We start from the raw sequence: 13,952 nt of genomic DNA on the forward strand, positions 1-13,952 counted from the left end.
TGGCACAGGCATTGCTCTATCTCTGACACGAGTGGGTACGGCGTCAATTTCCCGTGCCAGAGGAGCAGAGCAAATGGTTCAAGGTGTCGAGTTCAATCGGTTGATGCTGGAAATGCGTTCCATGCAGACCGAAGCCATGGCCCGGTCGAAAGCCGTCGTAGCTCCGGCTGCCGGCGCGGAACAGGTCCAGGGTCCGAGCTTCGCCGACATGCTCAGCAAGGCCGTGGGCTCCGTCAACGAAACCCAGCAGACCGCCGGCGAGCTGGCCAAGGCCTTCGAGCTGGGTCAGGGCGGCGTCGACCTCACTCAAGTCATGATCGCTTCGCAGAAGGCCAGCGTCTCCGTGCAGGCCTTGACCCAGGTACGCAACAAGTTCGTGCAGGCGTACCAAGACATCATGCAAATGTCGATTTGAGGACGGTCTAGAAAATGGCTGACGCTCTTACCAACGCACCCGTCCCGACGACCCAACCTGCGGCTGAAGACAAGCCCAAGAAGTCGCTGCTGGGTCTCAGCTTTCTCGACAACCTGTCCGACATGCCGCTGCTGCGGCAGATGGGGCTGCTGATCGGCCTGGCCGCCAGCGTCGCCCTGGGTTTCGCCGTGGTGCTCTGGACCCAGCAGCCGGACTATCGGCCGCTGTACACCAGCATGAACGGTCTCGACGCCAACCAGGTGCTGCAGGCCCTGGGCGCGGCCGACATCGGCTACAAGGTCGATCCGAATTCCGGTGCCCTGCTGGTCAAGTCCGATGACCTCGGCCGGGCGCGCATGAAGATGGCCGCGGCCGGCATCACCGCCTCCGATGGCAACGTCGGCTTCGAGCTGCTGGACAAGGAGCAGCCGCTGGGCACCAGCCAGTTCATGGAGGCGGCCAACTACCGTCGCAGCCTGGAAGGCGAACTGGCCCGGACCATTTCCAGCCTCAACAACATCAAGGGCGCCCGGGTGCACCTGGCGATCCCGAAGAGTTCGGTGTTCGTTCGTGACGAGCGCAAGCCGAGCGCCTCGGTACTGGTAGAGATGTACCCTGGCCGTACCCTGGATGCCGGTCAGGTCATGGCCATCATCAACCTGGTCGCCACCAGCGTGCCGGAACTGGACAAGTCCCAGGTCACCATCGTCGACCAGAAGGGCCAGCTGCTGTCCGACCAGCAGAATCTTTCCGAGCTGTCGATCGCCGGCAAGCAACTGGACTACACCCGCAAGATGGAAGGCTCCCTGACCCAGCGCGTGCAGAACATCATGCAGCCGGTGGTGGGCAATGGCCGCTTCAAGGCCGAGGTGGCCGCCGACGTGGACTTCAATGCCGTGGAGTCGACCTCCGAGCAGTTCAACCCGGATCAGCCGGCGTTGCGCAGCGAGCAACAGAACAGCGAACAGCGTCAGACTTCCGGCGGCGGCGCCCAGGGCGTGCCGGGGGCCCTGTCCAACCAGCCGCCCGGTCCGTCCTCGACCCCGGAAAAGGCCGGTGCCCAGGGTGGCGGTGCGAACTACATCGCTCCCGGCCAGCCGCTGCGCGACGCCAATGACCAGTTCATCTACGACAGCAAGACCAGCCTGCCGGCGACCCTGCCGTACCCGACCGACAAGCGTGAGCAGAACACCCGCAACTACGAACTGGACCGCAGCATCAGCTACACCCGTCAGCAGCAGGGTCGTCTGCGTCGGCTTTCCGTCGCCGTGGTACTGGACGACCAGGTCAAGGTCGATGCCGCCGGCAAGGTCAGCCACCAGCCCTGGACCACCGAAGACCTGGCTCGCTTCACCCGTCTGGTGCAGGATGCCGTGGGCTTCGACGCCAGCCGTGGCGACAGCGTGAGCGTGATCAATGCGCCCTTCGCCCCGGTGCAGCAGGAAGAGATCGAGAGCATTCCCTTCTACCAGCAGCCCTGGTTCTGGGGTGTGGTCAAGCAGGCCCTCGGCGTCCTCTTCATCCTGGTGCTAGTCTTTGGGGTGCTGCGTCCGGTGCTGAAGAACCTGTCCGGCGGCAACACCAAGGACGCCGCTGCCCTGGCCGCTGCCGGTGGTGCCGGTGCCCTGGGTGCCGGCGGTCTGGATGGGCTGTCGGACGATCTGGCCGACGACAAGGTGAGCCTGGCCGGGCCTGCGCCGCTGTTGCTGCCCAGCCCCAGCGAGGGTTATGACGCTCAACTGACCGCCATCAAGCAGCTGGTCAACGATGATCCGGGCCGTGTCGCCCAGGTAGTGAAGGATTGGATCAATGGCGACGAATGACGCGCAACTTTCCAAGGTCGAGAAGGCCGCGATCTTCCTCCTGTCGCTGGGTGAGGCCGATGCCGCGCAGATCCTGCGCCACATGGGACCCAAGGAGGTACAGAAGGTCGGTACCGCCATGGCGCAGATGCGCAACGTCAACCGCGAGCAGGTCGAGCGGGTACTGGGCGACTTCATCGAGGTGGTGGGCGACCAGACCAGCCTGGGCGTGGGCGCCGACGGCTACATCCGCAAGATGCTCACCCAGGCCCTTGGCGAGGACAAGGCCAGCGGCCTGATCGACCGCATCCTGCTGGGCGGCAACACCAGCGGCCTGGACAGCCTGAAGTGGATGGAGCCGCGGGCGGTGGCGGACGTGATACGCTACGAACACCCGCAGATCCAGGCCATCGTGGTGGCCTATCTTGACCCGGACCAGGCGGCCGAGGTGCTCGGTCACTTCGATCACAAGGTGCGCCTGGACATCGTCCTGCGCGTTTCCTCGCTGAACACCGTGCAACCGGCGGCGCTCAAGGAGCTGAACCTGATCCTGGAGAAGCAGTTCTCCGGCAGCGCCAGCACCACCCGTACCGCCCTGGGCGGCGTGAAGCGCGCCGCCGACATCATGAACTACCTGGACAGCTCGGTCGAAGGCCCGCTGATGGATGCGATCCGCGACGCGGACCAGGATCTGTCGGGGCAGATCGAGGACCTGATGTTCGTCTTCGACAACCTGGCCGACGTCGACGACCGCGGCATCCAGGCGCTCCTGCGCGAGGTGTCTTCCGATGTGCTGGTGCTGGCGCTCAAGGGCGCCGACGACGGCATCAAGGAGAAGTTCTTCCGCAACATGTCCAAGCGCGCGGCCGAGCTGCTGCGCGACGACCTGGAAGCCAAGGGCCCGGTGCGACTGTCCGAGGTGGAGGGCGCGCAGAAGGAGGTCCTCGCCGTCGCTCGTCGCATGGCCGATGCCGGCGAGATCGTTCTGGGCGGCAAGGGTGGCGAGGAAATGGTCTGACGGCTTGCCGGGGTTGGCCTGTGCTTTGCTAATGTCTGCTCAGTAGCGGTTTTCTGACGGACAGGTAATGAGCAAAGAAGCGGCGAGCGAACTGATCAGGGCGCGGGATCTGGAAGCCTTCGATGTCTGGCGACTGCCGGCCTTCGACAGTTTCGACGAGCCCGAGGAGATCCCTGCGCCCGCGGCGGCAGAGCCCGAGCCCCAGCCGGAGCCGCAGATCGAAGAGGTGCCGGTCGAAGAGGTCCAGCCGATCACCCTCGAAGAGCTGGAGGCGATCCGCCAGGAGGCCTACAACGAAGGCTTCGTCACCGGCGAGCGCGACGGCTACCACGCCGGTCAGCTCAAGGCGCGCCAGGAAGCCGAGGCGGCGCTGGCCGCCCGGCTGGCCAGCCTGGAAACCCTGATGAGCCATCTGCTCGATCCCATCGGCGAACAGGACCAGGCCCTGGAAGCCGGGATGGTGCAGCTGGTCCGGCACATCACCCGCGAAGTCATCCAGCGCGAACTCGCGCTAGACTCCAGTCAACTGGGTCAGGTGGTGCGCACGGCGCTGAAGCTGCTGCCCATGGGGGCCGAGAACATCCGCATCCAGGTCAGCCCCCAGGACTTCGAGCTGATGAAGGCCCTGCGTGACCGCCACGAGGAGAAATGGCGCATCCTCGAGGACGAGACCCTGATGCCTGGCGGCTGCCGGATCGAGACCGAGAGCAGCGTCATCGATGCCAGCATCGAGACCCGTCTGACCCAGGCACTGACGCAGCTGGCCGAACAGCAGCGTCACCAGGCGACCCAGCCCCAGGAAGCCGATCTGCACATCGACATCGAGGATGCCCCCCATGCGTCTTGAGCGTCTGAGTTTCGAACGCCGCCTCGGCGGTTACGATGAAGCCATCCGGGTCGAACAGCAGCCGGTGATCGAGGGCCGCCTGCTGCGCATGGTCGGCCTGACCCTGGAAGCCGAGGGCCTGCGTGCCGCCGTCGGCAGCCGCTGCCGGCTGATCAATGGCGGTGGCTACCAGCCGGTGGAAGTCGAGGCCGAGGTGATGGGCTTCAACGGCAACAAGACCTTTCTCATGCCGGTGGGCAGCCTCGCCGGTATCGCGCCCGGCGCCCGGGTGGTGCCGGTGCCGGATACCGGCCGTCTGCCCATGGGCATGTCCATGCTCGGTCGCGTGCTGGATGGCCTGGGCAATGCCCTGGACGGCAAGGGCCGCATGCGTGCCGAAGACTGGGTGCCGATGGACGGCCCCACCATCAACCCGCTCAAGCGCGAGCCCATCAGCGAGCCCCTGGACGTCGGCATCCGTAGCATCAACGGTTTGTTGACGGTGGGTCGCGGCCAGCGTCTCGGCCTGTTCGCCGGTACCGGCGTGGGTAAGAGCGTGCTGCTCGGCATGATGACCCGGCTGACCAAGGCCGAGATCATCGTGGTCGGGCTGATCGGCGAACGGGGCCGCGAGGTGAAGGAATTCATCGAGCACATCCTGGGCGAGGAGGGCATCAAGCGGGCGGTGGTCGTGGCCTCGCCGGCGGACGATGCGCCCCTGCTGCGCCTGCGTGCGGCCATGTACTGCACCCGCATCGCCGAATACTTTCGCGACAAGGGCAAGAACGTGCTCCTGCTGATGGATTCCCTGACCCGCTATGCCCAGGCGCAGCGGGAGATCGCCCTGGCCATCGGCGAGCCGCCGGCGACCAAGGGCTATCCGCCGTCGGTGTTCGCCAAGCTGCCGCGGCTGGTGGAGCGGGCCGGCAATGCAGAAAAAGGTGGGGGTTCGATCACGGCGTTTTATACTGTGCTCTCGGAAGGCGACGATCAGCAGGATCCCATCGCCGACTCGGCGCGGGGCGTGCTGGATGGCCACTTCGTGCTGTCGCGGCGCCTGGCCGAGGAAGGCCACTATCCGGCGATCGACATCGAGGCGTCCATCAGCCGGGTCATGCCCCAGGTGGTCAGCCCGGAGCACCTGCGCAACGCCCAGCGCGTCAAGCAGCTCTGGTCGCTCTATCAGCAGGCCAAGGACCTGCTCAGCGTCGGTGCCTATGTGCCCGGCGGAAATGCCGAAACCGATCTGGCGATCGCTCGCTACGCCCCCATGCAGCACTTCCTGCGCCAGGGGCTGCGCGAGAGCGAATCGCTGGAACAGAGTGCCGCCAATCTCCAAGCTGTGTTGGGAGGCTGATAGATCATGAAAGGCAGAGCCGAACGTCTGGGCCCCGTGGTGGAGATGAGCGAGCGCGACGAGCGTGACGCGGCCCAGCGCCTGGGGCAGTGCCAGCAGCAACTGGCCCAGGCCGAGTTCAAGCTCGGCGAATTGCAGCGCTATCGCGAGGATTACCAGCAGCGCCTGGTGGCCAATGGTAGCCGCGGCGTCACCGGCCAGTGGCTGATCGGCTATCAGCGCTTTCTCAGCCAGCTGGAAGAGGCGATCGGCCAGCAGGAGCGCAACGCCCAGTGGCACCGCGATGTGGTGGCCAAGGCCCGCACCCAGTGGCAGGAGCACTATGCGCGCCTCGAAGGCCTGCGCAAGCTGGTCGAGCGCTATCGCCAGGAGCAGCGCCTGGTCGAGGACAAGCGCGAACAGAAACAGATGGACGAATACGCCCAGCGGGCGCGCTCGACCTATATCTAGGCCGGGCCTTGCCCCTCGTCCCTTGTCTTAGCCAGTGAGAATGCCGATGTTTTCCTCCCACCTCGATCCGGAAACGCTCGCCGCCCTGCGCGACTGCATGGAGGAGGAGTACGTCGACCTCATCGAAACCTTTCTGGTGGATTGCGAAGAACGTATCGCCGAACTCAAGCGCAGCGTGATCGGCGGCGATGCCGAACAGGTCCGCCAGCTGGCGCACAGCTTCAAGGGCAGTGCCGGCAACATGGGGGCCGCACCGCTGGCGGAGCTGTGCCGAGCCGTGGAGGAGGGCGCGCGGCGTCGGGCGACCACCGCCGAGCTGGCCATGGGGGTATCCGCCATGGAGCGCGAATTCGCCATCGTCCGCATCCTGTTCAAGGTCGAGCGGCAGCGCTACGCGGGCTGACCTCGTCAAAGCGCTGGCGTTTAGGGCTGGCGCGCAACTTGCTAGTGATCCGAAAACCCGTCCGAAAACCCGTCCTTCGGAGTCCTCCATGGCCGTCGTGCCCGATTTCCTTCTGAACACCGCCACCTCGCCAGCCAGCACCGGCCGGGCGGCGGCCAAGACCCCTTCCCAGGATCGCCCGGCCGCGCAGGAGCGCTTCGCCGATGTCTTTGCCCAGGAGCAGCCGCGTGAGCCGGTGCGCAGCGAAAAGCCGCGTGACACCAGCGACAGCAAGGCCCCCAGCCAGGCGCGCAAGAGCGAATCCGGGCGTGCCCGTGATGGGGATGACCGGGTGAAACGCGCGGGCGATGACGACCGCACGGCGGACGCCAAGCCCGAGGCCGACAGCACCGCCAAGAGCGACGCGCCGTCGGCAACCACCGCCGACGACAGCGGCAAGACCTTGCCGGTGGCCCAGGGCGAAGACGCCAAGGCGCCGGTGGACGCGGTTCTGGATCCGCTGTTCATGTTCGGCATGACCGGCCAGTTCCCACAGCCGGTAGCCACGCCTGTGGCAACGCCTCAGCTGCCCACCGGGACGGCCGCGGACGCCGCAGCCACCGCCACTGCCCAGGCCCTGGATCCGGCGGCGCTGCTGGGCGCTGCCGTGGCAACCGTAGCCCAGACGACCACCCCGGGTATCGGCGCGGGCGCCACGGCCACCCCGGCCAAGCCCGGCGAGCAGCAGACGACCGACGATGGTCTGGCACAGCTGCTGGGCCAGGTGCCCCAGGCCCAGGGTGACGCCCCCAAGCTCACCAGCAACGCCAACAACCTGGCGGCCACCCAGCTGCAAGGGCTGTTGCCGGCGGATGGCACGCCCGCCCAGGCGGCGGATCAGGCAGCCAGTGCGGCCCTGGCCGCGACCCTGGACAAGGGCGATGGTCAGGACGCGGCGGCCCCGAGCAAGACCGATGCCTTCGCCGACAAGCTCACCGCCCTGTCGCAGGCGCTCAGCAGTCCGGCGCAGACCGCTCGTCCGGTCACCGCTGCCGTACCGGGCCAGCCGCTCAATCCCCAGGCCGGCAACTTCAGCGAGGCGGTGGTCGACAAGGTCATGTGGATGTCCAGCCAGAACCTCAAGACCGCCGACATCCAGATGGAGCCGGCGCAACTGGGCAAACTGGAGGTGCGCATCGACATGACCCAGGACCAGACCCAGGTCACCTTCGCCAGTCCCCACGCCGACGTGCGCGAGGCGCTGGACAACGGCAGCCAGCGTCTGCGGGAGCTCTTCGCCCAGCAGGGCATGAACCTGGCCAACGTCAACGTCTCCGATCAGTCGTCCGGCCAGGCCTGGCAGCAGTCCCAGCAGGGCGCTCAGCACGAGGGCTCGCGCCGGGGCCGCGGGGGTGTCGCAGGGGATGGCGCGGACGAAGCGGTGGCGAACGTCGCCGAAACCCGCGGCTCGGCGACCCTCGCCGCGCGCAGTCTGGTCGACTACTACGCCTGACAGGCCAACGCCTCCCAGGTGACAGCCTGGGCCGCACCTGCTATATCCCCTTCGTATCAATAGGTTAGCTGCGTCACCCAACAGGGGTGACGAGCCGCACAGGATTCGGTCGAACACTTATGGCGAAGAAGCAGGCGCCCGCGGCAGAGGGCGCAGCCGCGGAAGGCAAGGGCAAGGGCAAGCTCAAACTCATCATCATCATCGTCGTGGCCCTGCTGCTGGTCATCGGCGCCTCGGTGGGTGCGACCTGGTTCCTGCTCGGCAAGAAGAGCGCCGAGCCCGAGCACGCCGCGCCGGCCGCTCCGGCGGCACCGGTGCATCTGGCCGCGGTCTACCAGGCGCTGGTGCCGGCCTTCGTGGTCAACTACAACGCCGACGGTCGTCAGCGCTACATGCAGGTCACGGTGACCCTGATGGGGCGCGACCAGGCGCAGATGGATGCGCTCAAGGCGCAACTGCCGCAGGTCCGCAACCAGCTGGTGATGCTGTTTTCCGGGCAGGACTTCAATAGCCTGCTGACGCCGGTGGGCAAGGAGATGCTGCGCCAGCAGGCCACCAGCAAGGTTCAGGAACTGGCGAAGAAACTGACCGGCCAGACTGCCATCGAACAGGTATTGTTCACCAATCTCGTCCTGCAATAGGTAACGCCATGGCCGTGCAAGATCTGCTCTCTCAGGATGAAATCGATGCCCTGCTGCACGGGGTCGACGATGGCATCGTCGAGACCGAGACCGATGCCGAGCCGGGCACCATCAAGGGCTATGACCTCACCAGCCAGGATCGCATCGTCCGCGGACGCATGCCGACCCTGGAGATGATCAACGAACGCTTCGCCCGCTATACCCGGGTCAGCATGTTCAACCTGCTGCGCCGCTCGGCGGACGTCTCCGTGGGAGGGGTGCAGGTCACCAAGTTCGGCGAGTACATCCACTCGCTGTACGTGCCCACCAGCCTCAACATGGTCAAGATGAAGCCCCTGCGCGGTACCGCGCTGTTCATCCTCGACGCCCGCCTGGTGTTCAAGCTGGTGGACAACTTCTTTGGCGGCGACGGGCGTCACGCCAAGATCGAAGGTCGTGAATTCACCCCCACCGAGTTGCGCGTGGTGCGCATGGTGCTCGACCAGTGCTTCATCGATCTCAAGGAAGCCTGGGGCGCCATGCTCGACTGCCAGTTCGAGTACATGAACTCCGAGGTCAACCCGGCCCTGGCCAACATCGTCAGCCCCAGCGAAGTGGTGGTGGTGAGCACCTTCAACATCGAACTGGATGGCGGCGGCGGCGAATTGCACGTGACCATGCCCTATTCGATGATCGAGCCGATCCGCGAGATGCTCGACGCCGGCTTCCAGTCGGACGTGGACGATCAGGACGAACGCTGGGTCAAGGCCTTGCGCGAGGACCTGCTCGATGTGCGCGTGCCCCTGGAGGCGACGGTTGTCCGGCGCCAACTCAAACTCCGCGATATTCTCAACATGCAGCCCGGCGACGTGATTCCGGTGGAAATGCCCGAGGAGATGCTCATGCGCGCCAATGGCATGCCCACCTTCAAGGTCAAGATGGGCGCGCGCAAGGGCAACCTGGCCCTGCAGATTCTCGAACCGGTCAGCCGCGGCCGCTGAGCGACAACCGTTTTTTCCGTCCGGGCCCGGGCCCGGCGTAGCACGAGACCCAGACGATGGCAGACAACCCAGAAGAACAAGCCCTGGCGGACGAGTGGGCCGCGGCCCTGGCCGAAGCCGGTGACGCCAGTCAGGACGACATCGACGCCCTGATGGCCCAGGGTACCCAGGTCGAAGCCCCCAAGCCGCCCAAGGCGCCGGTGGAAGAATTTGGTCAGAGCAGTGGGGGGTTGGCAGTGAGCGGCATGGAAGGGCCCAACCTGGATGTGATCCTGGACATCCCGGTGACCATCTCCATGGAGGTCGGCCACACCGACATCTCCATCCGCAACCTGCTGCAACTCAACCAGGGCTCGGTCATCGAGCTCGACCGTCTGGCTGGCGAGCCGCTGGACGTGCTGGTGAATGGTACGCTGATCGCCCATGGTGAAGTGGTGGTGGTGAACGAGAAGTTCGGGATCCGCCTGACCGACGTCATCAGCCCCACGGAACGTATCAAGAAGCTGCGGTGATCCATGAAGAGTCTGCTCCTGCCGCTGGGTCTCCTGCCCCTGACCGCGCGTGCCGCCGAAGCCACCTCGCCGGGGCTGGATGTGGGGGCGCAGGTCGGTCAGTTGCTGCTCGGTCTGCTGTTGGTGATCGCGCTGATTCTCGGCCTGGCCTGGCTGGTGCGCCGGGTGCAGCAGCAGGGTCCGCGCGGTCAGCAGGTGATCAAGGTCATCTCCACCCAGCACCTGGGCCCGCGCGAGCGGCTGGTGCTGGTTCAGGTCGGCCAGGAGCAGTTGCTGATCGGCGTCGCCGGCGGACGGATCACGCCGCTGCACAGCCTGCGCGAGCCGGTGCGACCGGGCGAGACCGAGGCGCCGGCGCCGGAATTCGCCCAGCGCCTGCTGGAACTCATCAGCCGCGATCCCAAGGCGAAACCATGATCTCTTCGCGTCTCCCGGCCAACCTCGGGCGCACCCTGGGCTGGCTGCTGGGCCTGGCCGTGCTGCTGTTCGCGCCCCTGGCGCTGGCGCAGCAGGCCGGGCAGGCCAATCCGCTGTCGATCCCGGCCATTACCCTGAGCACCAACGGCCAGGGGCAGCAGGAGTATTCGGTCAGCCTGCAGATCCTGCTGATCATGACGGCGCTGAGCTTCATCCCGGCGTTCGTCATGCTGATGACCAGCTTCACCCGCATCGTCATCGTCTTCGCCATCCTGCGCCAGGCGCTGGGCCTGCAGACCACGCCGTCCAACCAGGTGCTGGTGGGCATGGCGCTGTTTCTCTCGCTGTTCATCATGGCGCCGGTGTTCGACCGCATCAACAGCACCGCCGTGCAGCCCTATCTGAACGAACAACTCAGCGCCCAGGACGCCATCGCCCGGGCGCAGGTGCCGATGAAGGACTTCATGCTGGGGCAGACCCGGCAATCGGACCTGGACCTGTTCATGCGGCTGTCCAAGCGCACCGACATCCCCAGCGCCGACCAGGCGCCCTTGTCGATCCTGGTGCCGGCCTTTGTCACCTCCGAACTCAAGACCGCCTTCCAGATCGGCTTCATGATCTTCATTCCCTTCCTGGTCATCGACCTGGTGATCGCCAGCGTGCTGATGGCCATGGGCATGATGATGCTGTCGCCGATGATCATCTCCCTGCCGTTCAAGCTGATGCTGTTCGTGCTGGTGGATGGCTGGGCGCTGATCATGGGTACCCTGGCCAGCAGCTTCGGCACCGTCTAGCGGTGCCCCCTTTGCGTGGAGAAGCGAAATGACCCCTGAAGTCGCCGTCGATCTGTTCCGCCAGGGTCTCTGGCTTACCGCGCTGCTGGTGGCGGTGCTGGTGGTGCCGAGTCTGATCGTCGGTCTGATCGTGGCGGTCTTCCAGGCGGCGACCCAGATCAACGAACAGACCCTGAGCTTTCTGCCGCGGCTGATCGTCACCCTGTTGACGCTGATCGTGCTGGGGCCCTGGATGGTCCGGCAACTGATGGAATTCATCCAGACCTCGGTCGCCAACATCCCGCGGCTGATCGGCTAGCCCATGCTCGCCCTCAGCGACGCCCAGATCGGCGGCTGGGTCGGCAGCTTCCTGTTTCCGCTGTTTCGCATCGCCGCGCTGCTGATGACCATGCCGATCATCGGCACCACCCTGGTCCCGGTGCGGGTGCGGATGTATCTGGCCCTGGCCCTGAGCCTGGTGCTGGTGCCGACCCTGCCGCCGATGCCACAGGTGGATGCCATCAGTCCCCAGGCGCTGCCGCTGATCGTCGAACAGATCCTCATCGGCGCGGTGATGGGGTTCAGCCTGCAGCTGTTCTTCCATGTCTTCGTGGTGGCGGGGCAGATCATCTCGACCCAGGCGGGTCTGAGCTTCGCGTCCATGATCGACCCGGTCAACGGCGCCTCGGCCCCGGTCATGGGCCAGTTCTTCACCATGCTGGTGACGCTGCTGTTCCTGGCCATGAACGGCCATCTGGTGGTGTTCGAGATCCTCGCCGAAAGCTTCGTTACCCTGCCGGTGGGCGATACCCTGAGCGTCGAGCACTTCTGGCAGGTCGCCGGGCGGCTGGGCTGGGTCATGGGCGCCGGCATCCTGCTGGTGCTGCCGGCCATCACCGCGCTGCTGGTGGTCAACATCGCCTTTGGCATCATGACCCGCGCCGCGCCGCAGCTGAACATCTTTTCCGTCGGCATGCCGCTGATCGTGGTGCTGGGCATGGTCATCGTCTGGCTCGGCACCGCCGACATCCTCTCCCACTATGAAAGTCTCGCCAGCGAGGCGCTGCAATGGCTGCGCGAACTCGCCCGAGCCCGCTAGGAGATATGCCGCATGGCTGAATCCGATGGCGAAGACCGTACAGAAGACCCCACAGAGAAACGCAAGCGTGACTCCCGGGAGGAGGGGCAGCTCCCGCGATCACGCGAACTCGGCACGGTGGCGGTCATGCTCTCGGGGGTCGGCGGCCTGCTGATGTACGGCGCCTTCCTGGGCGGCAAGCTGCTGGAGGTGATGCGCAGCAACTTCTCCCTGCGGCGCGAAGAGGTCATGGACGAACGCTTCATGGGCACCTTCCTGCTGGCCTCGGGCAAGGCGGCGATGATCGGGATGCTGCCGATGATCGCCTTGGTGGTGATCGCCGCCATCGTTGGCCACATCGCCCTGGGTGGCTTCCTCTTTTCCGGCAAGATGCTGGCGCCCAAGCCGAGCCGGATGAATCCCATGTCCGGCATCGCCCGGATGTTTTCCAAGAATTCCCTGGTGGAGTTGCTCAAGGCCCTGGGCAAGTTCTTCATCATCCTCGGCGTATCGGTGCTGGTGCTGATGAGCGAGCGCACGGCCCTGTTGCAGATCGCCAAGCTGCCGACCGAGCAGGCGCTCCTGCACAGCATGCAGGTGGTGGGGCATGCCACCCTGCTGCTGGCCCTGGGGCTGCTGATCATCGCCGCGGTGGACGTGCCCTTCCAGATCTTCAGCAACCGCAAGAAGCTGATGATGACCAAGCAGGAGATCAAGGACGAATACAAGGACGCCGAGGGCAAGCCCGAGGTCAAGGGCAAGATCCGCCAGATGCAGCGGCAGATGGCCCAGCGTCGGATGATGGCCGAAGTGCCCAATGCCGATGTGGTCATCACCAACCCGACCCACTTCGCCGTGGCGCTCAAGTACGACGCGGCCAAGGGCGGGGCGCCGGTGCTGGTGGCCAAGGGCAGCGATTTCACCGCGCTGAAGATCCGCGAGATCGCCCAGGAACACCAGGTCTCGCTGCTGGAGTCGCCAGGGCTGGCGCGCGCGGTGTATTTCTCCACCGAGGTGGATCAGGAGATTCCGGCCGGACTCTATGTGGCCGTGGCCCAGGTCCTGGCCTATGTCTATCAGCTCAGGCAATTCCGGGCCGGACGCGGGCGCAAGCCCAAATTGTCCGATCTGCCCATCCCGCCGGATCTGCGGCGGGATGAGGAGGGGAAGGCGCCTACTTGATGACGCCGCAGGCGACGCGTGCGCCGCCACCACCCAGCGGCTTGGGCTGGTCGGCGTAGTTGTCGCCACCGGCATGCACCATCAACGCATGGCCCTTGAGCTCTTCCAGGCGCTTCAGGCGGGGCGCCAGCACCGGCTGGGTGGCCTGGCCGTCGGCGGTCACATAGAGCGCCGGCAATTCGCCCAGGTGGCCGTCGTCCGACCAGGGCGCGCTATGCTTGCCGGTGTTGCGCGGATCCAGATGGCCGCCCGCCGCGCCGCCCGCGGTCAGGGTGCCGTTCACCTCGGCCGCGCCGCAGTTGGGCTTAGTGTGAACGTGGAAGCCATGGATGCCGGGCTCCAGGCCCTTGAGATCCGGCGTGAAGACCAGGCCGTACTTGGAGCGGGTCACCTGCACACTGCCGACGCTTTCGCCCACACCGTCGGTCGTGACCTTGTTCAGCGGGATCGTCAGGGATTCGGCTGCCTGGGCGGTGCCGACCAGACAGGTGGCCAACAGGGTCGCGGTCCAGATTTTCATGGTGATGTTCCTCGGATAGGCGCGCTAGCGCGGGTCCCTAGACAGACTCATGGCCTCCGCCCACGGTTCAGCCGACGAGTCCGGCG

The 13,952-nt window shown here is 65.8% G+C and carries 17 protein-coding genes; 16 read left to right on the forward strand and 1 reads right to left on the reverse strand.

The features are described from left to right. Nucleotides 1-73: 73 nt before the first annotated feature. The 16 genes from fliE to flhB all read left to right on the forward strand — a co-directional run bounded on the left by fliE (nucleotide 74) and on the right by flhB (nucleotide 13,346). Nucleotides 74-415 (forward strand): flagellar hook-basal body complex protein FliE, encoded by a 342-nt coding sequence (gene fliE, locus PSEK12I1_RS0112140; protein ID WP_007160386.1) that lies wholly within the window; start codon nucleotides 74-76, stop codon nucleotides 413-415. 14 nt (nucleotides 416-429) lie between these two features. Then, a complete protein-coding gene (gene fliF / locus PSEK12I1_RS0112145) occupies nucleotides 430-2,238 on the forward strand; it encodes a flagellar basal-body MS-ring/collar protein FliF (protein WP_027601686.1) in 1,809 nt (602 codons plus the stop codon). Continuing rightward, on the forward strand, nucleotides 2,225-3,235 hold the full coding sequence (gene fliG / locus PSEK12I1_RS0112150; RefSeq protein ID WP_007160384.1) for a flagellar motor switch protein FliG: 1,011 nt from the start codon (nucleotides 2,225-2,227) through the stop codon (nucleotides 3,233-3,235). The genes fliF and fliG overlap by 14 nt, the downstream gene beginning before the upstream one ends. A gap of 67 nt (nucleotides 3,236-3,302) precedes the next feature. Next, nucleotides 3,303-4,082, forward strand: coding sequence for a flagellar assembly protein FliH (gene fliH, locus PSEK12I1_RS0112155; RefSeq protein ID WP_027601687.1), 780 nt, complete (start codon nucleotides 3,303-3,305; stop codon nucleotides 4,080-4,082). Next, on the forward strand, nucleotides 4,072-5,418 hold the full coding sequence (gene fliI / locus PSEK12I1_RS0112160) for a flagellar protein export ATPase FliI (RefSeq protein WP_027601688.1): 1,347 nt from the start codon (nucleotides 4,072-4,074) through the stop codon (nucleotides 5,416-5,418). Before fliH ends, fliI begins: the two co-directional genes overlap by 11 nt. A gap of 6 nt (nucleotides 5,419-5,424) precedes the next feature. Next, nucleotides 5,425-5,868, forward strand: a complete 444-nt coding sequence (fliJ, locus tag PSEK12I1_RS0112165; protein WP_027597978.1) for a flagellar export protein FliJ — start codon at nucleotides 5,425-5,427, stop codon at nucleotides 5,866-5,868. A gap of 46 nt (nucleotides 5,869-5,914) precedes the next feature. Further along, complete coding sequence (locus PSEK12I1_RS0112170; protein WP_007160380.1) at nucleotides 5,915-6,271, forward strand: Hpt domain-containing protein; 357 nt, start codon at nucleotides 5,915-5,917, stop codon at nucleotides 6,269-6,271. 88 nt (nucleotides 6,272-6,359) lie between these two features. Further along, nucleotides 6,360-7,763: a flagellar hook-length control protein FliK gene (locus PSEK12I1_RS0112175; protein ID WP_027601689.1), complete on the forward strand. Its 1,404-nt coding sequence runs from the start codon at nucleotides 6,360-6,362 to the stop codon at nucleotides 7,761-7,763. A gap of 119 nt (nucleotides 7,764-7,882) precedes the next feature. Further along, nucleotides 7,883-8,404: a flagellar basal body-associated protein FliL gene (gene fliL / locus PSEK12I1_RS0112180; protein WP_027597975.1), complete on the forward strand. Its 522-nt coding sequence runs from the start codon at nucleotides 7,883-7,885 to the stop codon at nucleotides 8,402-8,404. 8 nt (nucleotides 8,405-8,412) lie between these two features. Continuing rightward, a complete protein-coding gene (fliM, locus tag PSEK12I1_RS0112185; RefSeq protein ID WP_007160377.1) occupies nucleotides 8,413-9,384 on the forward strand; it encodes a flagellar motor switch protein FliM in 972 nt (323 codons plus the stop codon). A gap of 56 nt (nucleotides 9,385-9,440) precedes the next feature. Beyond that, nucleotides 9,441-9,896, forward strand: coding sequence for a flagellar motor switch protein FliN (fliN, locus tag PSEK12I1_RS0112190; RefSeq protein ID WP_007160376.1), 456 nt, complete (start codon nucleotides 9,441-9,443; stop codon nucleotides 9,894-9,896). Between the two features lie 3 nt (nucleotides 9,897-9,899). Next, nucleotides 9,900-10,313: a flagellar biosynthetic protein FliO gene (fliO, locus tag PSEK12I1_RS0112195; protein WP_027597974.1), complete on the forward strand. Its 414-nt coding sequence runs from the start codon at nucleotides 9,900-9,902 to the stop codon at nucleotides 10,311-10,313. Next, nucleotides 10,310-11,107: a flagellar type III secretion system pore protein FliP gene (fliP, locus tag PSEK12I1_RS0112200; RefSeq protein ID WP_027597973.1), complete on the forward strand. Its 798-nt coding sequence runs from the start codon at nucleotides 10,310-10,312 to the stop codon at nucleotides 11,105-11,107. The genes fliO and fliP overlap by 4 nt, the downstream gene beginning before the upstream one ends. 28 nt (nucleotides 11,108-11,135) lie before the next feature. Next, nucleotides 11,136-11,405, forward strand: coding sequence for a flagellar biosynthesis protein FliQ (gene fliQ / locus PSEK12I1_RS0112205; RefSeq protein ID WP_027597972.1), 270 nt, complete (start codon nucleotides 11,136-11,138; stop codon nucleotides 11,403-11,405). Between the two features lie 3 nt (nucleotides 11,406-11,408). Next, nucleotides 11,409-12,185, forward strand: a complete 777-nt coding sequence (fliR, locus tag PSEK12I1_RS0112210) for a flagellar biosynthetic protein FliR (RefSeq protein ID WP_027597971.1) — start codon at nucleotides 11,409-11,411, stop codon at nucleotides 12,183-12,185. A 12-nt stretch (nucleotides 12,186-12,197) separates the two neighbouring features. Then, entirely contained in the window at nucleotides 12,198-13,346 is a 1,149-nt protein-coding gene (flhB, locus tag PSEK12I1_RS0112215; protein WP_007160371.1) for a flagellar biosynthesis protein FlhB, read from the forward strand. On the opposite strand, the gene sodC is transcribed toward flhB, so the two are convergent. After that, nucleotides 13,339-13,866, reverse strand: a complete 528-nt coding sequence (gene sodC, locus PSEK12I1_RS0112220) for a superoxide dismutase family protein (protein WP_007160370.1) — start codon at nucleotides 13,864-13,866, stop codon at nucleotides 13,339-13,341. The two genes, flhB and sodC, sit on opposite strands and share 8 nt — an antisense overlap. Nucleotides 13,867-13,952 lie beyond the last annotated feature (86 nt).

Origin of the sequence: Pseudomonas sp. MOIL14HWK12:I1, assembly GCF_000510705.1 — a bacterium.
GTDB classification, from domain to species: Bacteria; Pseudomonadota; Gammaproteobacteria; order Pseudomonadales; family Pseudomonadaceae; genus Chryseomonas; species Chryseomonas oryzihabitans.

Excerpts from the sequence above, each read along its gene's own strand:
- fliE (WP_007160386.1), top strand. The coding sequence starts at position 74 with ATGGTTCAAGGTGTCGAGTTCAATCGGTTGATGCTGGAAATGCGTTCC.
- fliF (WP_027601686.1), top strand. The coding sequence starts at position 430 with ATGGCTGACGCTCTTACCAACGCACCCGTCCCGACGACCCAACCTGCG.
- fliG (WP_007160384.1), top strand. The coding sequence starts at position 2,225 with ATGGCGACGAATGACGCGCAACTTTCCAAGGTCGAGAAGGCCGCGATC.
- fliH (WP_027601687.1), top strand. The coding sequence starts at position 3,303 with ATGAGCAAAGAAGCGGCGAGCGAACTGATCAGGGCGCGGGATCTGGAA.
- fliI (WP_027601688.1), top strand. The coding sequence starts at position 4,072 with ATGCGTCTTGAGCGTCTGAGTTTCGAACGCCGCCTCGGCGGTTACGAT.
- fliJ (WP_027597978.1), top strand. The coding sequence starts at position 5,425 with ATGAAAGGCAGAGCCGAACGTCTGGGCCCCGTGGTGGAGATGAGCGAG.
- PSEK12I1_RS0112170 (WP_007160380.1), top strand. The coding sequence starts at position 5,915 with ATGTTTTCCTCCCACCTCGATCCGGAAACGCTCGCCGCCCTGCGCGAC.
- PSEK12I1_RS0112175 (WP_027601689.1), top strand. The coding sequence starts at position 6,360 with ATGGCCGTCGTGCCCGATTTCCTTCTGAACACCGCCACCTCGCCAGCC.
- fliL (WP_027597975.1), top strand. The coding sequence starts at position 7,883 with ATGGCGAAGAAGCAGGCGCCCGCGGCAGAGGGCGCAGCCGCGGAAGGC.
- fliM (WP_007160377.1), top strand. The coding sequence starts at position 8,413 with ATGGCCGTGCAAGATCTGCTCTCTCAGGATGAAATCGATGCCCTGCTG.
- fliN (WP_007160376.1), top strand. The coding sequence starts at position 9,441 with ATGGCAGACAACCCAGAAGAACAAGCCCTGGCGGACGAGTGGGCCGCG.
- fliO (WP_027597974.1), top strand. The coding sequence starts at position 9,900 with ATGAAGAGTCTGCTCCTGCCGCTGGGTCTCCTGCCCCTGACCGCGCGT.
- fliP (WP_027597973.1), top strand. The coding sequence starts at position 10,310 with ATGATCTCTTCGCGTCTCCCGGCCAACCTCGGGCGCACCCTGGGCTGG.
- fliQ (WP_027597972.1), top strand. The coding sequence starts at position 11,136 with ATGACCCCTGAAGTCGCCGTCGATCTGTTCCGCCAGGGTCTCTGGCTT.
- fliR (WP_027597971.1), top strand. The coding sequence starts at position 11,409 with ATGCTCGCCCTCAGCGACGCCCAGATCGGCGGCTGGGTCGGCAGCTTC.
- flhB (WP_007160371.1), top strand. The coding sequence starts at position 12,198 with ATGGCTGAATCCGATGGCGAAGACCGTACAGAAGACCCCACAGAGAAA.
- sodC (WP_007160370.1), bottom strand. The coding sequence starts at position 13,866 with ATGAAAATCTGGACCGCGACCCTGTTGGCCACCTGTCTGGTCGGCACC.